This is a genomic window from Laedolimicola intestinihominis, assembly GCF_040096155.1.
Taxonomy (GTDB): domain Bacteria; phylum Bacillota; class Clostridia; order Lachnospirales; family Lachnospiraceae; genus Laedolimicola; species Laedolimicola intestinihominis.
In genome coordinates, this window is record NZ_JBBMFE010000002.1 from 260,303 (window position 1) to 284,585 (window position 24,283).

Genomic DNA, 24,283 nt, shown 5'->3' on the forward strand with positions numbered 1-24,283 from the left:
GTTTACTGGTGTCTCGACGCGCTGCTCTTCTTTCTTCCCGATGAAACCTTTCTCTGCGGCGCTTTCTGCGCGTTGATCTTCTTTACTTTTTTCTGCGGAACCGCGATACTGATCTTGGGAACCGCTTTTACATAGTAGTAATACTCGTCATCCTCAAACTGTACATATTCGGTTCTGGAATAATCCAGACTGAATATACTGATCTGCAAAAGCAGCGCCAGCACCGCCGACAGGATCCCACCCACAATCACGCTGAGCAGCTTCGGAGACACCCCCAGGATCAGACTTCCGGTCAAAAGCACGATGGCGTCCGCCACAGCGCCCGCCACTACGGCAATGGTCCATGCATGATCCACGGACATTCTTCGAATCATGTATACAATCACTATCGTCAGGGTAAAGGCCACAACTGTCAGAATCATTTCTTTATTGTTCAGTACATTATCCAGAAGATAAGTAATCTTCTCGGTCACCGTACTGTTCTGGGCGCTGCTCAGCATGGCCGTATTCATGCCCAGATAGTGAAGCAGGAAATACACCACCGTACCACAGGCAACCGGAATCGCTGTCACCGGCGTGGAAACCAGTCCCATGGCAAGCGGAACAAAATACGGAATCTTGAACACGAAGGCCAATGGTGTCAGGATCAGCACATATCCGAACTTGGGCGCAGTGCTGAAAAAAAGCAGAAACATCACCGCGAATACCACAAGGGTAATTGCGAATACCTCCAGAGAAAGCGCGTAGGCATGCAGCAAAATCAGAATCGCCGCGAACACCGCCGTCACATTGACCGGCAGGAAGGAGCAAAGAAGCGCCAGCACCAGGGCTATCCCCGGGTTATCCAGCTTCTTCATAAAGCCCACATGACCGTTGATCAGCAGAAATGTCACCAGTGCCATGATAAACTTCAGCACCGGATATATATAAATATCATATTTGCTTAAAAAAATCTTCAGTTTTTCTCTCATTTCCAGTAAGGTCTTCATTCTTCCTTCGCTCCTTCTGCCATACTTGTGCTGCCCGACGTCTCCGACTCATAAATGTCGGAAATACGCTTCAGAATGTGATTATATGTAGCCAGCTTCTTCCGGTTTTCCTGATACCGGTTATAATAAACCACATACTGGATCACCAGATAGATGCCCAGAAGCGCAAGATAGAGAAGCGCAAGCCCTTTTCCAAACGCGGCCAGATCCATCTTATGAAGGTTTGTCATCAGATATTCCATTTTATAAAAAGCCCAGAGACCCACGCACAGGCAGAATGCCACCGTGTAGGAAATCCACGCGCCGATGAGATGAATACTTAAGTAATCACCCTTGTAAAAACGGTTCATTTCCAGCGCTTTCTTTCCCTCGCCCGCCTCAAAGGAGGCCGCCTTTGTCATGAGTCTGATTTTTTCTTCATTTAACATAAATACCCCTTAACTTTTGCATACTCCTAATCGAATTCAGTATAGCATATTTAAAAGCCTCTTCCAATACAAATGCTTAAAAAATACACTTTTTCCACCCCCGCTGCCAGAAGGGCGGCTGCCGCCGCATCCAGGGTGCTGCCGGTGGTGTAGATATCGTCTATCAGTACCACTCTCTTTAATTTTACATCATTCCCACAGAGTTGAAAAGCATTTTTCAGATTCTCCCGTCTTGCGGAATCGTTTAATTCCTTCTGGGGATTGGTCTTCTTTACCCGTATGAGAAGCTTTTCTTCCACCGGAATTCCCAGCCTCTCTCCCATACGTTCTGCCACCAGCGCTGCCTGATTAAACCCGCGTTTCCGCATGCGGCTCTTATGGAGCGGCACCGGAATCAGGGCGTCCGGCTGCCAGGAACGAAGCATACGCCCATGGGCCCGCAGCAGCTCTTCTGCGTAAAAATCCGCATATTCCCTGCGGTTGTGATATTTAAACCGGCTGATGGACGCCCGCATGACTCTGTCATATAGGAAAACTGCCCTGCCCTTTTCATATCGATGCTTCCGCCGCAGACAGTCGGGGCAATATTCTGCCTCCTCTTTTGAAAGCGGCTTCCCACATTTCATACAGACCGGTTCGCGCACCGGCTGCAATACCGTCCGGCAGCTGTCACAGATAAGCTTTTCTGCCCCGCCGGTAATCTCATCACATATCGGACATCTGCGAGGATATATAAGATTTGATAGTTTCGCAAAGACCTGTGTAACGCTTCTGTTCCGTACCATTTTCAATCATTGCCTGGAAGGTGGCGGCGCTGCCCACCAGGGTCACACAGGATCTGGCACGGGTCACTGCCGTATATAAAAGGTTCCGGTTCATCAGGGGGCGGGGGCCGGAAAGCAATGGAATCACCACTGCCGGATACTCGCTTCCCTGAGACTTATGTACGGTAATGGCGTAAGCCAGCTCCAGTTCATCCAGCTGTTTAAACGGATAAGAAGCCATACGCCCTTCATCGAATTCTACGGTTACTTCCTCCGCAAAGGTATTGATGGCACGGACGATTCCCATATCGCCGTTGAATACGCCCACGCCCTTATCAATGGCAATGCCGTAGCGATTGCGGACCTCCCACTCCAGCTGGTAGTTGTTGCGGATCTGCATGACCTTGTCGCCCACCCGCAGGATGCCCTTTCCGGTTCCGCCGTCCTCCGCGGCGACGCCGTGTCCAAAGGGAATCTCCGCTTTGTCCTTATCCTCGGGATTCAGGTAACGCTGCAATACCCGGTTCAGATTGTCCACACCAAGCGCGCCCTTGCGCATGGGGGTCAGCACCTGGATATCCGAAATCTCCGCATTTACATAACGGGGCATCTTCTCCTGCACCAGAGCCAGCACCACCCGCAGAATGATGTTCGGATCCTGCCTTTGCAAAAAGAAGAAATCCCGGCTCTTATTATCCAGAGTTACCGGCTCGCCACGGTTGATCTTATGGGCATTTACAATGATATCGCTCTCCGCCGCCTGTCGGAAGATCTTAGTCAGGCGCACCACCGGAAAGGTCTCGGAACGGATCATATCCTGCAGAATACTGCCGGGCCCCACGCTGGGCAGCTGGTTCACGTCGCCCACCAGAATCAGTCTGGTTCCCGGTACCACCGCTTTTAGAAGCGCCTGCATCAGATGCAGATCCACCATAGACATCTCGTCAATGATGATCACATCCGCCTCCAGCGGATTCTCCTCATTGCGGGCGAACATGGCCCGGCCTCCAACGGCGCTCTCCGGCCCGCCGGACAGCTCCAGCATTCGGTGAATGGTCTGGGCCTGACAGCCGGTAGCCTCGGTCATCCGCTTGGCCGCGCGCCCGGTGGGCGCTGCCAGAAAGATGCTTAAGTTCTCCGCCTCGAAATAATGTATCATAGCGTTGATGGTCGTGGTTTTTCCGGTGCCGGGACCTCCGGTCAGAATCAGCAGACCGTTTCGCACTGCTTCCGCCACCGCCTCCCGCTGGTGCTCGTCCAGCGTAGTCTTCGTGGCCTTTTCTATCTTTGAAATCCGCGTGTCAATCACCGCGTCTGTCTCATCCATGGACAGATTCAGATGATACAGCATGGCTGCGATACTGAGCTCTGCGTAATAATAGGACGCCGCGTAGACAAAGACCGTCTCCTGTCCCCGGCTGTCCGGCAGAGCTTTTCGTATAAGCTTCCGGTCGATGCTGAGATCCGACACATGGCGCTCCACGGATTCTGGCGGCACGCCCAGAAGCTCCACGGTCCGGTTCAGCAGCATCTGCTCCGGAATGCAGGTATGCCCCTCCGCCGACGCGTTCAGCAGTGTATACAGAATACCGCTGCGGATCCGGAAGTCTGAATCCTCCCGGATCCCGACGCGCTTTGCGATCTCATCCGCTGTCCGGAAGCCTACGCCCGCGATATCGTCCGCCAATCGGTACGGATTCTCCTTTATTATACGATAAATCTCCTGTCCGTACTGTTGGTAAATCTTCACAGCCAAATTCATGGAGATGCCATACTCCTGTAAAAAAACCATAGCGTCCCGAAGATCCCGTTTTTCTTCCATCTGCTCCGTGATCTCCCGGGCCTTCCGATCGCTGATACCTTTCACCTCAGACAGGCGCTCCGGCTCCCGTTCCATGATTTCGAAGGTCTTTGCGCCGAAGCGCCGCACAATCCGGGCCGCCAGCGCCGCACCCACGCCCTTTACGGCTCCGCTGGCCAGATAGCGTTCCATGGCCAGGGCGTCCTTTGGCGTCTTCACCTCAAAGCGTTCCGCCTTGAACTGCTGACCGTACATGGGATGCTCCGTATAGTCGCCCTCCAGCTCCACCAATTCTCCTTCGCCGATATAGGAAAAGACGCCGACAACCGTGATTTCATTCTCATCGGCCATCAGATTCAGCACCGAATATCCATTTTCCGCGTTTCGGTAGATAATATGTTCCACATACCCCTCAAGTTTCATACGTTTATACCTTTATGTATTTTTCGGAATCCTGCATTGCAGGATTCCCCGCCACCTCTCTGTTATATACAAATGGGCATGACAGATAAACCTCCGTCATGCCCCTCATTTGTAAAAGTATAATTTACTCGTCCCGGTTACCGGCCATGAACTCTACAAACTTACCGGTTCCGATGGCTACACACTTCATGGCGTCCTCTGCCGTCATGGTGTTAATGCCGGTTTTCTCCTCCAACAGTTCCTCCAAACCACGAAGCAGAGCGCCGCCGCCGGTCAGGACAATTCCTCTGTCCGCAATATCTGCTGCCAGCTCGGGCGGAGTCTTCTCCAGCACGCTGTGAACAGCCTCCACGATCTGCATGGTAGACTCACGAAGCGCTTCCTCACAATCCTCAGAGGTTACCTCTACGGACTTCGGAAGACCTGTCACCAGGTTACGTCCGCGGACGCTCATACGATCCACCTCCGCTCGGGGATAGCAGGTACCTACTTTGATCTTGATATCCTCTGCGGTACGCTCACCGATCAGAAGATTGTGCTTCTTACGCATATAACGGACGATAGCCTCGTCAAAGTCATCTCCCGCAATCTTCACGGAAGTGCTGACTACCGCGCCGCCCAGGGAGATAACAGCGATATCGCTGGTACCGCCTCCGATATCTACGATCATATTACCGCAGGGACGGGAAATATCGATACCGGCTCCAATGGCTGCCGCGATGGGCTCCTCGATGATCATAACCTCACGGGCGCCTGCCTGATAGGTAGCGTCCTCTACAGCCTTCTTCTCTACCTCAGTTACACCGCTGGGTACACAGACTGCGATACGCGGTCTTCGAAAGGATCTCTTTCCTGTAGCCTTCTGGATGAAGTACTTCAGCATCTTCTCCGTTACGGTATAGTCAGAGATAACGCCCTGACGCAACGGACGTACCGCTACAATATTGCCGGGGGTTCTTCCCAGCATCAGACGGGCTTCCTCGCCGATGGCGCGGATCTTATTGGTATCACGGTCAAATGCCACTACGGACGGCTCTTTTAATACGACGCCCTTTCCATTTATATATACAAGGATACTGGCTGTACCCAGGTCAATTCCAATATCTGTTCCTGCCATTTTACAGATTCCCCTTTCTCACATTCCCTTAATCTTCTATAATATCAGTCTTACACATTTTCAAGCTGTTATTCAGGCTTTGTGCAAACACCTATTTGCGTAACTTATATTATATACAAGGAATTCCAAAAAGAAAAGTGTTTTTTTTCGTCGCAGGAAAATTTAATGGTTTCTTAAGATCCTTGTAAGATCCCGTTTAGAAACAGTGAGTCAGCCATTCGCACACCTGCTTTGCTTTTTCCCGCTGCTCCGATGTAAATTCCGCTGTCTCATCATCCAGGTTCAGGTCCGCCATATCATACCGTTTCCCCTGTAACAGCTTCTCCAGCTTCGCCGGGAATTCCACGTCCAGCATATCGGAATAAATCTTAATTTCTTCCATGTGCATATTTTTCAGGCGCAGCCAGATCTCCACCTCACCCCAGTCGAAGCGCCTGCTGTAAGAGGTCTCGCACTCAGGAGACTTGCCGAACTTCCAGTCCCAGGATGAATAAAGATTATAGATTTCCTGTACCTCAGCGTTTTCAAAGATAGCCGGGTTAAGCTCGGAAAAATCGCCGTAGGCTTCCACGAAGCTCTCCTTCAGGGCTGACCGCAGAGCGTCTGTGGTGATGTCCGGATTCAACGTCTTCAGGTTACATACCCGGGACTGTACAGACTTCACGCCCTTGGCCTTCATCTTCTCCTTGGACGGAGTCAGGTATCTGCCAAGCTGCGTCACATCCACATCCACCATCAGGGTTCCATGCTGAATATTGCAATGGGAATTCTTGGAAAACGCATTTCCGGAGAACTTGAACCCATCCTCGGTAATGATGTCGTTCCGTCCGGAAAACTGCGTTTCAATGCCGAATTTCCGGCAGGCTGCCTGAATCACCTTCAGCTGCTTTTCCAGATCATAGCGCTCCGGGGATGCCAGAAACGTAAAATTCAGATTGCCCAGATCATGGTACACGGCTCCGCCTCCGGTAGTACGTCTGGCCAGAAAGCCTCCCTCCTCCTCCAGAAGCTGGGCTTTACACTCACGGATGGCGTTCTGGTTGCGGCCAATAACTACCGTATGATCATTCTGCCAGAGATAAAGCACCACGTCGCCGGGCTCGATTTTGTCTGCCAGATATTTCTCCACGGCCAGATTTCTCCAGGGGTTCCAGGTGTAGGTCTGTACAAAATAATTATTCATGTCGCGTCTCCTCCTTGCAGGTCATTTCTCTGTTCCTTAATTTTTCTCTAATTTTCCATAGATTTCTTGACGTATTCCTTCTTATCCTATATGCTATCCCTTACAGATGATAAAGGAGTTTGTTATGAGTACGTCGTTAAATCAGCATTTTACGCCCTGGGCGCTTTTGAAATTCGCGTTTCCGTCCATCATCATGATGATTTTCATGTCCCTCTACACCATTGTAGACGGCATTTATATTTCACGTTTTCTGGGAAGCAATGCACTTTCTTCCCTCAATATCGTTTTTCCCGTAATCAATGTGGTCATTGCCATCGCCACCATGCTGGGCACCGGCGGCAACGCCATTATCAGCAAATATCTGGGCGAAGGTAAGAATCAGAAAGCCAGGGAATGTCTGACCAGTTTCACGGTCATCGGTCTTGCGGTCAGCATTCTGCTGCTGATTCTGACTCAGGTATTTCTGATACCCATCTGCCGGATTTTAGGTTCCACAGATATTCTGCTGGCAGACTGTCAGGCATATCTGTCCACCTCTCTGATGTTCGCTCCGGCCTGTATGCTGCAGACTCTGTTCCAGTCCTATCTGGTAACTGCAGGTATGCCGGCTCTGGGACTTTTTCTGACCATCGGCGCCGGTATTCTGAACGCGGTTCTGGACTACGTTCTCATTCTGGTCTTCCCTATGGGAATCACAGGCGCTGCCCTGGCCACCGGTATCGGCCAGTCCGTTCCGGCCATCGCCGGGTTATTCTTTTTCCTGCTTTCCCGGAAGGGCCTTTATTTCACACGTTTCCGTCTGCATGGGAAAGAACTTCTTATGGCCTGCTATAACGGTTCTTCCGAGATGGTCACCCAGCTTTCCAATGCAGTAATTACCTTTCTCTTCAACATTATCTTGCTGGATCTGGCCGGGGAAAACGGCGTAGCCGCCATCACGATTCTGCTCTATGGGCAGTTCTTATTTAACGGCTTTTATCTGGGCTTTTCCATCGGCATCAGTCCCATCGTGGGGTTCCAGTACGGCGCGCAGAACCGGAAGCAGCTTAGGAGCATCTATAAAACCTCGTTTCTCTTCGTGGCTGCGTCATCTGTCCTCATGACCCTGGCTGCCGTCGCCACCTCCACACTGCTGGTATCCATCTTCACCCATGACCCGGAAACCTTTGCCCTGGCTGACGCAGGCTTTCGGATTTTCGCCATTAATTTTCTGTTCAGCGGAATCAATATCACGTCCTCCGGCTTCTTTACCGCGTTGTCCAATGGAAGGGTATCCGCAATTATCTCATTCTTACGGACGCTGGTGTTTATCGTACTGTCCCTGCTGATTCTGCCCCGGTTTCTCGGGGTAACCGGAGCATGGCTTGCTATCCCGGTAGCAGAATTTCTGACTCTGGTGCTTACCCTCGGCATGCACCAAACCTATTTCAGAAAGCCCGGAGAAAGAAATTATCTTCTGTAAATCGTTGTTTTTAAAAATAGGGCGTCCCTTTCTATGGGACGCCCTATTTTATTCTCTCTCTTAATCTTTTACTCGCCTTACCTCTGAATTAGACACCCAGTTTCAGCTTCCGCATTTCCTCTTCTGCTGTCATATTGGTTACCGGCTTATAATCCTTAAGCGGCATAATCTTCTCGTTGATGGCATCCAGGATCCACTCCTTCTGCGGGAAGAAGTACTTGTCGTACTCGAACGGAGGTGTAATCCAGTTCTGAGCTCCAACGATAGCGGGCGGTGCGTCCAGATAATCGAAAGCAAGTGTGGTGATGTTCTTTGCCACATCGTCCAGGAAGCTTCCTCTTGCGCATGCGTCTGAAGCCAGAACAACCTTGCCGGTCTTCTTTACAGATTCGAGAATCTTGGTGTAATCAAGCGGTACCAGGCTATGCAGATTGATAAGCTCTGCAGAGATACCGTATTTCTCTTTCAGTTCCTTCACTGCGTCATATGCACGGTACAGGGTAGCGCCTACAGTCAGAATTGTGATATCGGAACCTGTAGTGATAACGTCCACGTCACCCATGGTGATCTCGTACTCTTCCTTCGGAACACCGCCCTCATGGAACTTCTCTCCTACATCGTAGATTCTCTGGCTCTCAAAGAATACAACCGGGTCAGTTCCGTTCAGAGCTGCCTGCATCAGACCCTTTGCCTCATACGGGGTAGCCGGGAAGCAAACCTTCAGGCCCGGTACATGAGCGCACATTGCGGTCCAGTCCTGAGAATGCTGAGCGCCGTACTTGGAACCTACGGATACACGTAAGATAAGCGGCATCTTCAGGATTCCGGCACTCATAGCCTGCCATTTTGCCATCTGGTTGAAGATCTCGTCACCACAGCATCCGATAAAGTCGCCGTACATCAGCTCGATAACCGCACGGCCACCGCACATGGTATAGCCTACGCCGGTACCTACGATAGCGGACTCGGAAATCGGTGAGTTAAACAGTCTGGAGTAAGGAATCACATCGGTAAATCCTCTGTATACAGCAAATGCGCCGCCCCAGTCACGCACATCCTCGCCGTAAGCGATGAGTGTCGGATCTTCATAATATTTATTGAACATGGGCTCGAAGATAGCGTCACGGATATTGTAACGCTTCATGGAGCTTACTTCTGTACCATCAATGTAATGTGTACGAACCTTCTTCTGGATATCATTGTAACGCTTGCAGTTCTCCTTCGGTCCCATTACAGACGGCTCTCTGGTGGTATCCATGCTGCGCTGGTGTCCGTTGTTCAGCATCAGACGCTCTACGATAGCCGGATCCTTATCGAAGTCCAGATACGGAGAAGCCTCTTTGTCTGCTGCAAGGCGGCAGATGCGAGCCATTCTTTCCTTGGTCTTCGCCCAGATAGCATCGAACTCACTATCCTCAGCAATGCCTGCGTCTACGATGGCCTTGCGGAAGGTGATGATCGGATCCTGTGCCTTCCAAGCCTCGATCTCCTCTTTGGTACGGTATGCATTCTGGTCGGAGGTAGAATGTCCAAGCAGACGGTAGGTAACCACATCCAGGAATACCGGACCTTCGCCGCTCTTAACAAGCGGAAGCTTTCTTCTGTATGCGTCGATAACAGCCAGCGGGTTATAGCCGTCTACACGCTCTGCATGCAGCTGGCTCTCGGTTACGCCTGCACCCATACGTGCAAGCTCGCCGTAACCCATGGTCTCACCACAGGTCTGACCGCCCATACCATAGGAGTTATTGTTGATGTTGAAGATCAGCGGCAGGCCGCCCTTTCTTCCCTCTTCCCACAGCGTACGGTACTGATCCATGGTAGCGAAGGAAAGTGCCTCCCATACGGGGCCGCGTCCCATGGAGCCGTCGCCCAGGTTGGCTACTACGACGCCGTCCTTGTCGTTACATTTCTTGAACAGGGATGCTCCTGTCGCGATGGTTGCGGAACCGCCTACCAATGCATTGTTCGGGTAGATACCAAAGGGCAGGAAGAACGCATGCATGGAGCCGCCCAGTCCCTTGTGAAAACCATTTTCACGGGCAAACAGCTCTGCCAGGGCGCCGTATACCAGGAATTCGATAGCCAGCTCTTTTACATCGCCGTCTGCTTTGCTGACAGTCTGAATGGCCTTCAGAGTCTTGCCGTCGAAGAAATTCTCCATGGTGTCCATCAGCTCTTTGTCATTCAGCTTCTGGATACAGGACAGACCTTTTGCCAGAATCTCACTGTGGCTTCTGTGGCTTCCGAAGGTGAAGTCCTCTTTGCCCAACAGATACGCCTCGCCGACTGCGGCTGCCTCCTGTCCCAGGGACAGATGGGCCGGACCCGGATAAGTTGTCTCAACGTCCGCATATTTCGCCTGAGTCTTGATCTGGTTCAGCATATCCTCGAACTCACGGCAGATGCTCATATCGCGGTAGATACGGAGCAGGTCTTCCTTGGTATAGTTGCCTTCCTCTACTTCTTCCTTTACACTCTTTTTGTATACATTGATCGGGATGTCTTTAAATGTGATTTTTCCTTCCGCACGCATTTTGTCCGGATCTACATATAATGACTTTGGCATGTTTTTTCTCCTTTTTTAATTTGGTTAAGTTCTATATTATTCAGCACGGACGCAGTGCAAGCTCGATTCCGTGCTTCGCACTCCGTCTCGCTTGGGCTAAGCGCCCTATGCGTCTATGTGAATTCTGTTCAGGCCTTAGCAAGTAAACTTGCACGGCTTTCACAGAATTCACCTATCCGCGCACTGCTGAATAGTATCAAAATGGCAGTAGCCGAGGGCGGGGTTGGTGTCGCCCCCGGCTTGAAAGTTGGTTGGCTAAATAAAATTATTTCATCATCAGAAGTGAGAAGTTCTCAAGCGCACCGCACAGCTCTTTTACAAAGCGGGATGCCGGGGAGCCGTCGATGGCTCTGTGGTCGTAGGTCAGGCAAAGTCCCATAGCCTGATACGGCTTGATTTCTCCATTTACTTCCTTGATGCGGGTGGTGGTTCCGCACACGCCCAGGATACCTACCTGCGGCGGATTTACAATCGGGGTGAACATCTCCACGCCCAGGGAACCTACATTAGATACGGTGAAGGTGGCGCCGGAAAGCATATCCGGTGTAGCCTTGCCTTCCTGACAAAGCTTTGCGAGACGCTTTGCCTCTGTGCTTATCTCTGCCAGGCTCATCTGATCCGCATTGAAGATGGTCGGTACGAACAGTCCCTTCGGGGTATCTACCGCCATACCCAGATGTACGTGATGGTATTGACGGAGCATGTTCTCCTGCGGCATAGTCGCATTCAAATCCGGGTGATGCAGAAGGATTCTGGATACTGCAAAAAGTACCATATCATTCAAGGTAATGTTCGGCATGCCCATCGCTTCGCCGTTGGCCTTGATCTGCTTTCTCAGAGCCAGCAGTGCGGACGCGTCGAAGGAATGGTAATGGGTCAGCTGAGCCATGGTGCTTAAGGACTTCATCATGCCCTTCGCGGTGGCCTTTCTGACGCCGGAGAACTTCACATCTGTGTACTCTGCGTCGTCTGCTGCAGGTGCTGCCTTCGGAGCTTCTGCTGCTGTAACCGGAGCTGCAGGTGCTGCTGCAGCCGGAGCCGCTGCAGGTGCCGGCGCGTTTGCCGCATAGGTCTTCACATCTACTTCCATGACTCTTCCGTGAGCGCCGGTACCGGCTGCCGCTGTAGCGTCTACACCAAGCTCTGCAGCTGCCTTTCTTGCTCTCGGAGATACCTTAGCGTCCGGGTTAGCCGGGCCGCTTGCTGCCGGCGCTGCTGCCGGTGCGGGTGCTGCTGCCGGGATCGGAGCCGCTGCCGGGGCCGCTGCGGGCGCTGCCGCCGGTGCGGTGCCTTCTTTCAGACCTTCGATGCTGTCGCCCGGCTGTCCGATAGCGCAGACATTTACCAGTACAGGTACTTCGTCTCCGTCGCCGTAGAAAATCTTAAGCAGAGTTCCTGCCGCAGTGGACTCGCACTCAAAGGATGCTTTATCTGTCTCATATGTAAAGAGAACATCGCCTACATTGACCTGGTCTCCTTCTTTCTTCAGCCACTCGGTAATCACGCACTCTTCTACAGTGATTCCTGCCTTCGGCATCAGGACGCCCGTTGCCATATGCGCGCCGCCTGCGGGTGCTGCCGCCGGTGCAGGTGCTGCTGTCGGTACCGGAGCCGCTGCGGGCGCTGCCGCCGGTGCGGTGCCTTCCTTCAGACCCTCGATGCTGTCGCCCGGCTGTCCGATTGCGCAGACATTCACCAGTACGGGAACTTCGTCTCCATCCTCATAGAAGATCTTCAGAAGTGTTCCTGCTGCCGTGGATTCGCACTCAAAGGATGCCTTATCTGTCTCATATGTAAAGAGAACATCGCCTACATTGACCTGGTCTCCTTCTTTCTTCAGCCACTCGGTAATCACGCACTCTTCTACAGTGATTCCTGCTTTCGGCATCAGGACGCCCTGTGCCATGTGCGCACCGCCTGCGGGTGCTGCCGCCGGTGCAGGTGCTGCCGCGGGTGCGGGTGCTGCTGCCGGTGCGGCTTCTGCTGCCGGTGCGGATCCGCCTTCTTTAATTCCGGAAATATCGTCTCCCGGCTGTCCGATAGCACAGACATTGACCAGAACCGGTACTTCGTCTCCATCCTCATAGAAAATGTCCAGAAGTGTTCCTTCTGCTGTGGACTCGCACTCAAAAGAAGCCTTGTCCGTCTCATAGGTGAAAAGAACATCGCCCACATTTACGTGGTCGCCTTTCTTCTTTAGCCATTCCGTAATCACACATTCTTCTACGGTGATTCCCGCCTTTGGCATCAATACGCCTACTGCCATTTTTTTACCCTCCATTATCCTTTCCTATATAGTTCCATTTTTATTGCTCACATGTTCATGATTCTTTACAGAATCTCGGTTCCGGCTTTCTCAGCCCGTTCTCTTAAAGACGCCGGGACTTCGCCATCGGTAATAATATAATCCACATCTTCCACATTTCCAAAGGTATAAGGTAAAATCTTTCCACATTTGGAACTGTCCATCAGAATCACCTTTTTCCCGGCCCGTTCCACCATAAGCCGTTTTACCAGCATCTCATCCTCTTTGCCGCAGGTAAAACCGCCCTGGTCTGTGTAACCGGATACGCCTATGAACGCCAGCGCGATATTGATTTCCCGAAGCATCTGCAGGGTGCTCTGTCCGGATACGGCCTGATTCAGCCGGTTTAAAGTTCCGCAGCACATATGAATCGTAGGTGCGGACAGTCTCGAAAGTTCAATCGCCACATTAGGCGCGGTAGTAAATATATTTAAATCCATGTCCGGCAGGGTCTGTGCCAGTGCAATACTGGATGTCCCGGCGTCCATAAAAATGGCGCTTCCCGGTTCAATCAGCTTCAATGCTTTCTTCGCCATCTCGCGCTTCGCTTTCATATTGGTCTGCATCCGCGCCTCCAGCTTAGCCTCCGTAGGACTGGAACCCTGCGTCACGGCTATGGCTCCTCCCCGGGTTCGGGTTATCACACCCTCCCGCTCCAGCTTCTCCAGATCACGGTGAATGGTCATCAGACTAACCTCCGGAAAAAGAGCCCCCAACTCCTTTACGGTAACAGCGCCCTTCTCCTGGATATATTTTCCTATGGTCTCTTTTCTAAGCAGATTCATATTGATACATCCTCTTGTTAAGATTTGTTATATTACTCCCGTTCTGCATAACACATAATAACATTTTATAACATTTAAGTCAACGTATTTTTCACATTTTTCTGGGACTTGATTTTACGCTCCTGTCGTGTTATACTGTCACACGTTGCAATGCCCGCTAAAACCAAGGTCGTACAGGGCTTGCCAGGCGGTCACCGCCTATAAATGTGCCGAGTGTTCGTGACCTTCCACTCGTAAAACAAAACTAAAGGAGAACTGAATATGAAAACAAACAAAGTGCAGTTTATGACCCAGGCAGCTATGATCGCTGCTATCTATGTAGTACTCTGCGTGGTGTTCCAGCCCATCAGCTACGGCCCCATCCAGACGCGTATCGCCGAGGCGCTGACGGTTCTGCCGTTCTTTACGCCGGCTGCGATTCCCGGTCTCTTCGTGGGCTGTCTCATCGCAAATGTGCTGGGCGGCGGTATTATTCTGGACGTTATCGCCGGAAGCGTGGCGACCCTTATCGCCGCATTTGCCACTTACGCCCTTCGGAACAAGAGTAAGTATCTGGCTTCTGTTCCGCCGGTGGCAGCCAACGCGCTTATCATTCCCTGGGTTCTGAAATACGGCTACGGCGAGCCTCTCCCGATTCCCTTTATGATGGGAACGGTGGCTCTCGGCGAGATTCTGACTGCCACCATCATCGGCACGATTCTGCTGCTGGTGCTGGATCGTTACCGGAGTTCTATTTTCAAGACTGCTTTATAACGCAGAATTACTTATCTGTATAAAACAACTCCATATTGAAAACACCTTAAAGAAAGCTTCCGGCAGTGGAGCTTTCTTTTTTGTATTGCAGTTTTGCCGTTTCGAAGCGTTGAAGCGTCGCATTGACGCACCGCTGCATTCTCTGCTATGATAAGTCACGAATTTATTTTTAATAGCAAGAGGGAGATTTACCATGGAGAAACGTGAAAAATTCTCATCCCGGCTGGGCTTTATCCTGATTTCAGCCGGCTGCGCCATCGGCCTGGGCAATGTATGGCGCTTTCCTTATATCACCGGTAAATACGGCGGAGCCGCTTTCGTGCTGATTTACCTGGTATTCCTTGTTATCTTAGGCATGCCGATTATGGCCATGGAGTTCGCGGTGGGCCGCGCAAGCCGCAAGTCCGCAGCCCGGAGCTTCCATGTACTGGAGCCGAAGGGCACTAAATGGCACATCGAAGGCTATATCGCCATGGCGGGCAATTACCTGCTGATGATGTTCTACACCACCGTGGGTGGCTGGATGATTTCCTATATTTTTAAGATAGCCTCCGGCTCCTTCCATGGTCTCAAACCGGACGAGGTGGGCGATGTCTTCAACGGTATGCTGGCTTCCCCGGGTTCCATGACCTTCTGGATGATCGTGGCTGTGCTTCTGGCTTTCGGTATCTGCAGCATGGGCCTGCAGAACGGTGTGGAGCGTATCACAAAAGTCATGATGTCCTTCCTGCTGGTAATCCTGGTGGTTCTCTGCATCCGAAGCGTCACATTGCCGGGCGCAGGTGCAGGCCTTCGTTTCTACCTGATTCCGGATTTCAGCAGGATTGTGGAAAATGGCATCGGCGAGGTGATCTTTGCTGCCATGGGGCAGGCATTCTTCACCTTAAGTCTTGGTATCGGCGCTATGGCTATCTTCGGAAGCTATATCAGCCGCGACCGTACGTTAATGGGGGAATCTGTAAATATCTGCATTCTGGACACTGTCGTTGCGCTGATGGCCGGACTGGTTATCTTCCCGGCTTGCTTTGCTTTTGGTGTAGACCCGGGTGAGGGACCGGGACTGGTTTTCGTCACCCTGCCAAATATCTTCAACCAGATGGCAGGCGGCCGCCTCTGGGGAACCCTGTTCTTCGTATTTATGAGCTTCGCAGCCCTGTCCACCATCATTGCCGTATTTGAAAATATCATCAGCTTCGGCATTGACCTCTGGGGCTGGACCCGTAAGAAATCTGTCCTTGTAAACCTGATTCTGATTCTGGTTCTCTCCATGCCCTGCGTACTGGGCTTCAATGTATGGAGCGGCATCGCGCCCCTGGGCGCCGGAAGCACCATCCAGGATCTGGAGGACTTCATCGTCTCCAACAATCTGCTTCCCCTGGGCAGCCTTATGTATCTTTTATTCTGTACCAGCCACTACGGCTGGGGCTGGGATAGGTTCATCGCCGAGGCAGACGCCGGCAAGGGCATCAAGTTTCCGCAGTGGGCGCGGTTCTATGTAAGCTACATTCTTCCGCTGATTGTATTGTTCATCTTTGTGATGGGATACTGGCAGAAGTTCGCAGCGTAAATATTATTTATGTAATAGGGGATTCCATCGAAATTTCCTATTACATAAAATAAAAGTCCAGACAGGCCATGTGTAAACCTGTCTGGACTTTTATTTTATGCTTCTTTCTTCTCTTCGTGATACTCTTTCTCCGTATTTACGCTCCAGATATTCTTCTTGTCTTTTCTGCCGCTCAGGATGTTGTCCACGGTCTCGAAGGAGGTGGCCATGGAGTGATCCATGTTATTGTAGCGGTGCTGACCGTTACGACCTACGCAGTAGAGGTTCTCGAAGGTGTCCAGATACTTGATCAGGTCATCCATATGATCGTAGGTATCGAAGTATGCCGGATATGCCTTCTTTACACGCTCTCTGTGGGAATCCAGCACGTCCTTCTCGCTGGTGATGACGCCCATCTTTACCAGCTCGGAGATACCGAACTGTACCCACTCCTCTTCGCTCATGTTCCAGTACTTGTCGCCTTCGCTGCAGAAGTACTCCAGACCAATCCATACCTTATGATCCGGATCGGATACCAGATACGGGGACCAGTTATTGAATACCTGGATACGACCCAGCTTTACACCCACATCCTGAACATAAATCCAGCAATCCGGAACGATATTGTTCAGGGTCTTCAGCTTGGTCTCGTTCTTCAGGTTCAGCTTGTCCACCAGAAGTCCTACAGTCACGAAATCACGGTAGGGCAGTCCCGCCGCGATCTTGCTCATATCCTCCGGCACGTCGTTCATGCCGCCTACCAGATCCTTCACCGGCATGGAGGAAATAAATACGTCGCCCTCGATAGTGTGCTCCTCTCCGTTCTGTACATAAGACAGGCTCTGCACGCGGCCATCTGCGGTGTGCAGTCTGGTCACCTTGCAGCCCTTGCGGATCTCGCCGCCCATCTTCTCTACCTCGGCTGCCGCGGTCTCCCACAGCTGGCCCGGGCCGTACTTCGGATAATTGAACTCCTCAATCAGAGAAGTCTGTACCTGATGCTTGTCCTGCTTCTGAGGCAGCAGCTTCTGGAAATTATCCTTCAGAATGCCCATGATAGACAAGCCCTTGGTACGCTGCGCACCCCAGGAAGCATCGATCTCGCTGGGATGACGTCCCCACAGCTTCTCAGTGTAACCCTCGAAAAACATGGAATACAGCTTCTTACCGAAGCAGTTGATATAGAAATTCTCCAGAGAGTCCTCCGGCTTCTTGGCTACGGCTGCCTTCAGGTAACTGAAGCCTGCTACCATGGTAGTGGCAAAGCCCATGTTCTTAATGGTCCGCGCGTTCATCTTAACCGGATAATCGAAGAACTTCTTCTGATAATAAATGCGGGATACACGGTTACGTGTCAGCATAACCCGGTCTTCCTTCTCCGGATCCGGTCCGCCCGCCTTCAGCGGAATCGTACGTCCCAGCACCTTATCGTCGTAGGACGGCGCGCCCTGCTGCGGCATAATCTCGTCCCACCACGCGGTTACACGGTCATCCTTGGAAAAGAAACGATGGCCGCCGATATCCATACGGTTACCGTTGTAACGCACTGTTCGCGAGATACCGCCGATCTCCTGGCTCTCCTCAAGAATCAGCACCTCGTACTCGTCAGATTTCTTCAATAATTCATATGCAGCCGTCACACCTGCCGGTCCGGCTCCTATAATCACTGCTTTCTTCATGTAAAGCTCCTTTTTCTTCCTGTTTATTCTCCATGGGCAGATCAGCCCATATTTCTTATATTGTACACGATCTGTCTGTATCCGTCAATCGTATCAATTTCTGAAAATTATATTAGCTGATTTTAGGCATTTCTACTCTTGAACCCGATTTTTCCCGATGCTATACTGGTACCATAAAAATGAGATTTCAAAACGCAGGAGAAAGGCAGGAGAACAGGCCATGTACTATTTTATTGTGAATCCCGGTTCCCGTTCCGGCAATGGAAAATACGTATGGCAGAAGGCGGAACGCATACTGGATCAGGAGGATGTGGAATACCGGGTATATTTCACCGCCTACCGGACTCATGCTACCGAACTGGCTGCTGAAATCACTGCGCGGACGGAACGCCTGACACTGATTGCCGTGGGCGGAGACGGAACAGTCAACGAAGTAATAAATGGCATCCGGGATTTTTCCCGTGTAACCCTCGGCTACATCCCCACCGGTTCCAGCAATGATTTTGCCCGGTGTATGGGGCTGCCAACCGACACCGAAGCTGCGGTTCAGAATATCCTGCATCCCACACACTTCGACAAGATCGACCTGGGGCTGATGGAGCTTGGCGGACAGAAGCGCTATTTTGCCGTAAGCTGCGGCTGTGGCTTTGACGCTGCAGTCTGTCATGAGGCGTTGCATTCCCGGATAAAAAATCTCCTGAACAGACTGCATCTGGGAAAGCTTACCTACGTCGGCATCGCGCTGAAGCAGTTGGTTTTATGTAAACCAGGTTCTGCCACCATAACTCTGAGCAACGGAAAGTCTAAAACTTATTCGAAGGCCTATTTCGTATCCGGCATGAACTGCCACTGCGAGGGCGGCGGACTGAAGCTGGCTCCTCATGCGGATATCCACGACGGATTTCTTGATATCTTTGTGGTCAACCGTCTCGGAAAGCTTCTGATCGCCCTGATGCTTCCGACTGCTTATGCGGGTTTCCACACTATTTTCCCGGGCGTCCATATCTTCCGGGCCAGGAGCGCGGAAGTGGCTGTCACCGGCACGCTGCCGCTCCATACGGACGGCGAAACCTGCCTTATGGAAGACACTGTAAAAATGGCCTGCTGCCCCCAGAGCCTGACCTTGATTGCAGCCGGAAAGAACGCATAATTCTGATTTTATTTACATAACATTACTTTGCGGAACGCTTTTGTATATTATGGAAAATGTCCTGTAAAATGTGATTTTTTTCTTAAAAAATTATGAACCCGATTGAACCGGAAATAGCTTTGTGCTATACTGCGATTCAGAAATGAACAGCCCCGTTTTTCACAGGGTTTCTGATAAATTTTATTGTTCATAGAAGGAGGTTGACAGCATGAAAGCATTTTTCCAGAAATATAAGCACGCCTGGGTTCTGCTTTACGGCTTTATCTATCTGCCCTGGTTTTTCTGGCTGGAAAGCCGGGCCAACCAGCCCTACCATGTGATTCATGTATGGCTGGACGATAAGATTCCTTTCGTGGAATATTTCATTGTGCCGTATCTGCTATGGTTTGTATACATTGCCGCCGTATTCCTGTATCTGTTCTTCAAGGGAACGAAAAAAGAGTTTTACCGCTACTGTTTCTTCCTTTTTACCGGAATGACACTGTTTCTGGTAATCTCCACCATCTATCCGAACGGACACCTGCTGCGGCCCACCGAGCTTCCACGGCACAATATCTTCACCTTTGCGGTGCAGATTCTGTACCAGGCGGATACCCCGACGAACATTTTCCCGAGTATCCATGTATTCAATTCCATTGCAGCCCACCGGGCTGTGGTGAATAACCCGAAGCTTGGCCGCAATCGCCTGATTTACGGCGGTTCCTTTATATTGATGATTTCCATCATCCTGGCGACCATGTTCCTGAAGCAGCACTCCGCCCTGGACGTGATGGCCGGTATCGTGCTGGGTACTTTGATGGATCAGATCGTGTATCGCATGGAGTTCTCGTTCGCACGGGAACGGGTGCCGAAGAGGAAGAGAGAGACCGTTATTTAAAAAGAATTTTATGAGAAATGAGAACGGCTGGCAGATCAGATATGTGTCTGATCTGCCAGCCTGATTTTGTTTTTTATTCTGATTCAGCGCCATTTGTCTCAATTATTTTTTATACCAGTAGAAAGAATCCTTCCGATAACGCTTGTAAGTGCCGTTTCCTTCGTCATCTGCGTCCACATATACGAATCCGCAGCGTTTCTTCATTTCTTTCTAGTTAAATCCAACAAACTTATTCGCAATCTTATAAGCCACTTCCGATATCTTCCGGCCTGTTCTGCCCGGCAGGTTCATAGTACGGCCCAGAACGCCCCATTTGAGCTCATAGTAGGTCTTCGGGTCTTTCTTTTTCAGGTATTTCCAGAGCTCGTACTTCTTCTCCAGGTTCTCCTTGGTACCGGAACGAATGGCAATAATCGAAGATACCACCATGATGATCTCCAGGTAATTCTTCATATAGTGGCGCAGCTTCCGGTTGGGAATCTGACGCACGTCGGAGAGCTTGTAGTCATCGATCATGATGCGGTTGACCTTCAGCTGCTGGTCGATGCGGCCAATCATAACGCTCTCGTTGACAGACTGATCACTGCGGCCAATGAAATAGCGGTAAAAGTTCACATCCAGATAGTACAGATACTTCACATGGGGCAACGGATGGTACACAAAGATGTTATCCACATAGAAGGTGTGCTTTGGCAGATCCAGTCCACATTCCCGGAGCAGCTTGGTGCGATAAATAACCGAATGCATCAGAATATACTGCCCCTTGTGCAGGAATTTCACATCATCCCAGGTAAAGACCTGATCCTGGGGAAACGCAGAGCGGTAGCTCATGACTTTTTTATGCTTTGCGCCCTCTTTTTCATAGACGAAATTACTGATAAGCATATCCACCATAGGCTTCGCTCCGGCCAGCTTCTCCAGAGTCTTTAAGATTTCCTTGTAAGCGGAAATAGATACCCAGTCATCGCTGTCTACCACCTTGAAGTAAAGACCGGTGGCGTTGCGAAGGCCTGCGTTGACTGCCTCACCGTGACCGCCGTTTTCCTGATGAACCGCCTTCACGATGGTCGGATATTTTTCAGCATATTCGTCGGCAATGGCCGCGGTGCCGTCCCTGGAACCGTCGTCCACGATGATAATCTCCACTTCCTCGCCGCCTGCCAGCAGGGAATGAATACAGTTACGCATATAAGCCTCGGAATTGTAACAGGGAATTGCTACGGATAAAAGTTTCATGCTTCCTCCTTTTTACGCCAGAGAGCGGGCAAGGGCGATGGCCTTTGCCGCCATGGCGTCGATATTGTAGTATTTGTACTCTGCGAGTCTGCCCAGAAGGTGGAAATCCGGTATCTGCGCCGCCAGATCCGCATACTTTCGGTACAATGCGTTATTTTCCTCATTCATGATGGCGTAGTAGGGAATCTCGCCCTCTGCGCCGGTATAAGCGAAGGGATATTCCTTCACAATCGTGGTGCTGTCGGCCTTCTGACCGGTCAGATATTTGAACTCGGTGATACGGGTGTAATCCTCGCTGACCGTGTAGTTCACCACGCTGTGCCCCTGGTAATCGGGCTTGTCATAGTGTTCAAAATCAAAGCGCAGAGTCCGGTACGGCAGCCGTCCGAAGCGGCAGTCGAAGAGCTCGTCCACCGGGCCAGTATAAATAACTGTGCCATGGAACTCCTGACCTTCCAGCAGTACCTTGCCCTCCTTTTCGGAAATGACCAGTGCGTCCTTCGCGTTGGTATTGGTGCGGATCTCAATGTTCGGGTGAGCCAGCATTTTCTCAAACATGGGCGTAAAACCATCCCTGGGCATACCCTGATATTTGTCCCCGAAATACCGGTTATCATAGGAAATGACCACCGGAACGCGGCCAGTGACTGCCGGGTCGATCTCCTCCGGGGTCTGACCCCACTGCTTCATGGTGTAGCGCAGGAAAACATTTTCATAAACGTAGTCCGCGATGGCACGCAGGTCCTCGTCCTGCTGCTCCCGCAGCTTCAGAATCGGCACCCGCGCGCCGAAGCCGAAGGTATCCACCAGCTTTTTCTCCAATACTGCGGCTTTTTCCTCGCCGTAGACCATTTTCAGGGTATTCAGGTTGAAGGGAACCGGCAGAAGCTTGTCGCCAACCCGGGCTACTACCTCGTGGCCGAAGGCGTACCAGTCGGTGAAACGGGACAGCCACTCATAGACCTCCTCATTGCCGGTGTGGAAGATGTGCGGGCCGTACCAGTGTACCAGGATGCCGTACTCGTCCTTCCCGTCGTAGCAGTTGCCGCCAATATGGTGTTTCTTTTCCAGCACCAGAACCTTTTTGCCCTGCTCCTCCGCCAGGATTCTGGCAGCGGCAGCGCCGGCGATTCCGGAACCGATGATGATGCAGTCGTACATAGTAAAACTTTCCTCCATAAAACCTTAGTATCTATGCTTAAAATATTCCGTGTAGGCCGCGAAAGCCGCCGGAATTGAATAAGTCTCTTCCATCTGCTGTTTTTCCACGAAGAACAGCTTTCCCGGGGAATCGTGGCTGTCCGAAGCGTCATTTTCCTGCTGCTCCGGCTCCTCTACCTTCACCACATATCCGGCCATATGCCATTCAATGTGGCTGAAGATATGCTTTGCCGCCGGAAGCTCCTGGATTCGGATGGCGGACAGCCCTTCCGCTTTCACATAATCCAGCACCTGCTCCGAGTTCAGATGGCCTTCCAGGTTCGGCAGTTCATATAAGCCCGCCAGAAGCCCTTTCGCTGGCCGTTTGCGGAGGGCAGCCTGATTGTCCGACACCAGTACCAGAACGGTCTTATCTTCGATTCTGCGGCTTTTGGGCGGAGTTTTCTTCGGAAGCTCTGTCTCCACGCCGTCCCTGTGGGCCTGACACAACGCTGCCAGCGGACATTCCCCGCATTTGGGCGCGCCGTTTGGGACGCAGACGATGGCTCCCAGCTCAATCAGGGACTGGCTGAAATCACCGGCCCGGTCTGTCGGAATCACTGCCTTTATCTCCTGCTCGAAGTGCCGTTTTACCGACTGCTTCAGGATATCGTCATAGCTTTTCTCAATCCGGGAAAGCACCCGCAGCACATTGCCGTCCACAGCCGGATAGGGCAGGCCGAAGGCAATGGACGCGATGGCCCCCGCCGTGTAGCTTCCGATGCCCGGCAGTGCCAGAATCGCATCGAAATCCGCGGGCATCTGACCGTCGTATTCTGCCACCAGCTTCCGGGCGGCTTTCTGCATATTTCGGACACGGTTATAATATCCTAACCCTTCCCATAGCTTCAGGATGACGTCCTCGGGAGCCTCCGCCAGATCGCGGATGGTGGGAAGCGCCGTCATAAAGCGCTCAAAATAGGGCTTTACCGCCTCCACTCTCGTCTGCTGCAGCATGATTTCCGATACCCAGACCCGATAGGGAGCCGGGTGCTCCCGCCAGGGGAGGACGCGGGCGTGGGTGTCATACCAGGACAGGAGCGGCTGCACGATAGCGGCCAACTGGCTGTCGCCCACTGCTGTAACATCCGATTTTTTCTGCTGTTCCTCTTTTTTTGTATTGCAGTCTACATTCAAATCTTTCTTCAAAAATAAACCTCTATTTTCTACTAAAAATAACTTTAAATTTTTTACTTAAAGACAAACCTCTATTTTCTTGTCTATCTTCAGCTCATCCGGCTTCACCAGGCAGTCATAAGCCAGCACCCTCACGCCCGCCTTCGCTGCTCTCCGCAGCGCCTCTCCAAAGGCCGGATGAGTCCGATCATTGGGCTCCAGCCGCGTGACGCCCTTCATCTGAATCACGAAGCAGATATACGCGTCATACCCGGCTTCGATGCAGTGCATTAACTCCTCGATATGCTTCACTCCTCGCTCGGTGGGCGCGTCCGGAAAACGGGCCACGCCATCCTCCTCCAGAGTCACGCCCTTGACCTCCATAAAGGCTTTGCGGCCCTCATATTCCAGATAGAAGTCAAATCGGGAATTCCCATACTTACACTCGGGCTTCACAAAGATGTCTGTCATGCCCAGTCCGCCTGCCTTCAGCCATTCCGCCACCACCTTGTTGGGAGCCTGGGAATCCATATTCACCCACTGCTTACTTTTTTTCACGGAAACCAGGTCGAGCGCCGTCTTCCGGGCCGGGTTATCGAAGCGCTGCACATACAGCTCCGCGCCGGGAATCAGCAGCTCCTTACAGCGGCCCGTGTTTTTCACATGGCAGATCTCCTGCTGGCCGTTCTGCTCCACGTAAGCCACAAACCGATTGGACCGGGAGACGAAGCGGGCAGGCTCCATATGTTCGTATTTCATTTCTTACCTCTGCTGTTGCTGTTCCCGCTCTTCCTTCCAAATTTTCTGTCAAAAAAAGTAACTCAGAACAGCAACTGTTTTTATTCTAGCGGTATATTTTTAATATGTCATAGAATCTTTCTTAATATTTTGTAAATTACC

Annotated in this window: 17 protein-coding genes and 2 pseudogenes; 5 read left to right on the forward strand and 14 right to left on the reverse strand. The window is 51.5% G+C overall.

Features of this window, described 5'->3' with window-relative positions; translation table 11 throughout:
- Nucleotides 1-2: 2 nt before the first annotated feature.
- From WMO29_RS03570 to lplA, 6 genes are all read right to left on the reverse strand, one after another.
- A complete protein-coding gene (locus WMO29_RS03570; protein WP_349163801.1) occupies nt 3-989 on the reverse strand; it encodes a hypothetical protein in 987 nt (328 codons plus the stop codon).
- Nucleotides 986-1,417 carry a hypothetical protein gene (locus tag WMO29_RS03575; protein ID WP_349163802.1) on the reverse strand — a complete coding sequence of 144 codons (432 nt, stop codon included), beginning with the start codon at nt 1,415-1,417 and terminating at the stop codon, nt 986-988. Before WMO29_RS03575 ends, WMO29_RS03570 begins: the two co-directional genes overlap by 4 nt.
- A gap of 50 nt (nt 1,418-1,467) precedes the next feature.
- The gene (locus WMO29_RS03580; RefSeq protein ID WP_435391109.1) at nt 1,468-2,202 is read right to left on the reverse strand and encodes a double zinc ribbon domain-containing protein; all 735 of its coding nucleotides are present in this window, start codon (nt 2,200-2,202) and stop codon (nt 1,468-1,470) included.
- Entirely contained in the window at nt 2,123-4,405 is a 2,283-nt protein-coding gene (recD2, locus tag WMO29_RS03590) for an SF1B family DNA helicase RecD2 (RefSeq protein ID WP_349163804.1), read from the reverse strand. The genes WMO29_RS03580 and recD2 overlap by 80 nt, the downstream gene beginning before the upstream one ends.
- A gap of 124 nt (nt 4,406-4,529) precedes the next feature.
- Complete coding sequence (locus tag WMO29_RS03595) at nt 4,530-5,522, reverse strand: rod shape-determining protein MreB (protein WP_178038733.1); 993 nt, start codon at nt 5,520-5,522, stop codon at nt 4,530-4,532.
- A gap of 196 nt (nt 5,523-5,718) precedes the next feature.
- The gene (gene lplA / locus WMO29_RS03600; RefSeq protein WP_349163806.1) at nt 5,719-6,705 is read right to left on the reverse strand and encodes a lipoate--protein ligase; all 987 of its coding nucleotides are present in this window, start codon (nt 6,703-6,705) and stop codon (nt 5,719-5,721) included.
- A 124-nt stretch (nt 6,706-6,829) separates the two neighbouring features.
- Between lplA and WMO29_RS03605 the strand changes: the two genes are divergently transcribed.
- Nucleotides 6,830-8,167 (forward strand): MATE family efflux transporter, encoded by a 1,338-nt coding sequence (locus tag WMO29_RS03605; RefSeq protein WP_349163807.1) that lies wholly within the window; start codon nt 6,830-6,832, stop codon nt 8,165-8,167.
- A gap of 88 nt (nt 8,168-8,255) precedes the next feature.
- Here WMO29_RS03605 and WMO29_RS03610 read toward each other — a convergent pair whose 3' ends face one another.
- From WMO29_RS03610 to WMO29_RS03620, 3 genes are all read right to left on the reverse strand, one after another.
- Nucleotides 8,256-10,736, reverse strand: coding sequence for an alpha-ketoacid dehydrogenase subunit alpha/beta (locus tag WMO29_RS03610; protein ID WP_349163808.1), 2,481 nt, complete (start codon nt 10,734-10,736; stop codon nt 8,256-8,258).
- A gap of 265 nt (nt 10,737-11,001) precedes the next feature.
- Nucleotides 11,002-13,002: a dihydrolipoyl dehydrogenase family protein gene (locus tag WMO29_RS03615; RefSeq protein ID WP_349163809.1), complete on the reverse strand. Its 2,001-nt coding sequence runs from the start codon at nt 13,000-13,002 to the stop codon at nt 11,002-11,004.
- Between the two features lie 65 nt (nt 13,003-13,067).
- Nucleotides 13,068-13,826, reverse strand: coding sequence for a DeoR/GlpR family DNA-binding transcription regulator (locus tag WMO29_RS03620; protein WP_349163810.1), 759 nt, complete (start codon nt 13,824-13,826; stop codon nt 13,068-13,070).
- Between the two features lie 261 nt (nt 13,827-14,087).
- On the opposite strand from WMO29_RS03620, the gene WMO29_RS03625 reads away from it, so the two are divergent.
- Both WMO29_RS03625 and WMO29_RS03630 read left to right on the forward strand, forming a co-directional pair.
- Complete coding sequence (locus tag WMO29_RS03625; protein ID WP_178039227.1) at nt 14,088-14,579, forward strand: QueT transporter family protein; 492 nt, start codon at nt 14,088-14,090, stop codon at nt 14,577-14,579.
- A gap of 193 nt (nt 14,580-14,772) precedes the next feature.
- Nucleotides 14,773-16,146, forward strand: a complete 1,374-nt coding sequence (locus tag WMO29_RS03630; protein ID WP_349163811.1) for a sodium-dependent transporter — start codon at nt 14,773-14,775, stop codon at nt 16,144-16,146.
- A gap of 95 nt (nt 16,147-16,241) precedes the next feature.
- Here WMO29_RS03630 and WMO29_RS03635 read toward each other — a convergent pair whose 3' ends face one another.
- Nucleotides 16,242-17,804, reverse strand: a complete 1,563-nt coding sequence (locus tag WMO29_RS03635; RefSeq protein WP_349163812.1) for an NAD(P)/FAD-dependent oxidoreductase — start codon at nt 17,802-17,804, stop codon at nt 16,242-16,244.
- 220 nt (nt 17,805-18,024) lie between these two features.
- Here WMO29_RS03635 and WMO29_RS03640 point away from each other — a divergent pair, with 220 nt between their 5' ends.
- Together WMO29_RS03640 and WMO29_RS03645 are read left to right on the forward strand one after the other, a co-directional pair.
- The gene (locus tag WMO29_RS03640; protein WP_349163813.1) at nt 18,025-18,954 is read left to right on the forward strand and encodes a diacylglycerol/lipid kinase family protein; all 930 of its coding nucleotides are present in this window, start codon (nt 18,025-18,027) and stop codon (nt 18,952-18,954) included.
- Between the two features lie 208 nt (nt 18,955-19,162).
- Nucleotides 19,163-19,831 carry a phosphatase PAP2 family protein gene (locus tag WMO29_RS03645; protein ID WP_349163814.1) on the forward strand — a complete coding sequence of 223 codons (669 nt, stop codon included), beginning with the start codon at nt 19,163-19,165 and terminating at the stop codon, nt 19,829-19,831.
- A 73-nt stretch (nt 19,832-19,904) separates the two neighbouring features.
- Here the strand turns inward: WMO29_RS03645 and WMO29_RS03650 are convergent.
- From WMO29_RS03650 to mutY, 4 genes and pseudogenes are all read right to left on the reverse strand, one after another.
- Nucleotides 19,905-20,038 (reverse strand): annotated as a pseudogene (locus tag WMO29_RS03650) (family 1 glycosylhydrolase); the annotation flags it as partial.
- Nucleotides 20,039-20,041: 3 nt separating this feature from the next.
- Nucleotides 20,042-21,067 carry a glycosyltransferase family 2 protein gene (locus WMO29_RS03655; protein ID WP_349163815.1) on the reverse strand — a complete coding sequence of 342 codons (1,026 nt, stop codon included), beginning with the start codon at nt 21,065-21,067 and terminating at the stop codon, nt 20,042-20,044.
- A 12-nt stretch (nt 21,068-21,079) separates the two neighbouring features.
- A complete protein-coding gene (gene glf / locus WMO29_RS03660; protein WP_349163817.1) occupies nt 21,080-22,228 on the reverse strand; it encodes a UDP-galactopyranose mutase in 1,149 nt (382 codons plus the stop codon).
- A gap of 24 nt (nt 22,229-22,252) precedes the next feature.
- A pseudogene (gene mutY, locus WMO29_RS16745) lies at nt 22,253-24,142 on the reverse strand (A/G-specific adenine glycosylase).
- Between the last annotated feature and the right edge of the window lie 141 nt (nt 24,143-24,283).

What these genes read in the sequence shown, in the direction of transcription:
- WMO29_RS03570 (WP_349163801.1), bottom strand. Translation starts at nt 989, where the DNA reads ATGAAGACCTTACTGGAAATGAGAGAAAAACTGAAGATTTTTTTAAGC.
- WMO29_RS03575 (WP_349163802.1), bottom strand. Translation starts at nt 1,417, where the DNA reads ATGTTAAATGAAGAAAAAATCAGACTCATGACAAAGGCGGCCTCCTTT.
- WMO29_RS03580 (WP_435391109.1), bottom strand. Translation starts at nt 2,202, where the DNA reads ATGGTACGGAACAGAAGCGTTACACAGGTCTTTGCGAAACTATCAAAT.
- recD2 (WP_349163804.1), bottom strand. Translation starts at nt 4,405, where the DNA reads ATGAAACTTGAGGGGTATGTGGAACATATTATCTACCGAAACGCGGAA.
- WMO29_RS03595 (WP_178038733.1), bottom strand. Translation starts at nt 5,522, where the DNA reads ATGGCAGGAACAGATATTGGAATTGACCTGGGTACAGCCAGTATCCTT.
- lplA (WP_349163806.1), bottom strand. Translation starts at nt 6,705, where the DNA reads ATGAATAATTATTTTGTACAGACCTACACCTGGAACCCCTGGAGAAAT.
- WMO29_RS03605 (WP_349163807.1), top strand. Translation starts at nt 6,830, where the DNA reads ATGAGTACGTCGTTAAATCAGCATTTTACGCCCTGGGCGCTTTTGAAA.
- WMO29_RS03610 (WP_349163808.1), bottom strand. Translation starts at nt 10,736, where the DNA reads ATGCCAAAGTCATTATATGTAGATCCGGACAAAATGCGTGCGGAAGGA.
- WMO29_RS03615 (WP_349163809.1), bottom strand. Translation starts at nt 13,002, where the DNA reads ATGGCAGTAGGCGTATTGATGCCAAAGGCGGGAATCACCGTAGAAGAA.
- WMO29_RS03620 (WP_349163810.1), bottom strand. Translation starts at nt 13,826, where the DNA reads ATGAATCTGCTTAGAAAAGAGACCATAGGAAAATATATCCAGGAGAAG.
- WMO29_RS03625 (WP_178039227.1), top strand. Translation starts at nt 14,088, where the DNA reads ATGAAAACAAACAAAGTGCAGTTTATGACCCAGGCAGCTATGATCGCT.
- WMO29_RS03630 (WP_349163811.1), top strand. Translation starts at nt 14,773, where the DNA reads ATGGAGAAACGTGAAAAATTCTCATCCCGGCTGGGCTTTATCCTGATT.
- WMO29_RS03635 (WP_349163812.1), bottom strand. Translation starts at nt 17,804, where the DNA reads ATGAAGAAAGCAGTGATTATAGGAGCCGGACCGGCAGGTGTGACGGCT.
- WMO29_RS03640 (WP_349163813.1), top strand. Translation starts at nt 18,025, where the DNA reads ATGTACTATTTTATTGTGAATCCCGGTTCCCGTTCCGGCAATGGAAAA.
- WMO29_RS03645 (WP_349163814.1), top strand. Translation starts at nt 19,163, where the DNA reads ATGAAAGCATTTTTCCAGAAATATAAGCACGCCTGGGTTCTGCTTTAC.
- WMO29_RS03655 (WP_349163815.1), bottom strand. Translation starts at nt 21,067, where the DNA reads ATGAAACTTTTATCCGTAGCAATTCCCTGTTACAATTCCGAGGCTTAT.
- glf (WP_349163817.1), bottom strand. Translation starts at nt 22,228, where the DNA reads ATGTACGACTGCATCATCATCGGTTCCGGAATCGCCGGCGCTGCCGCT.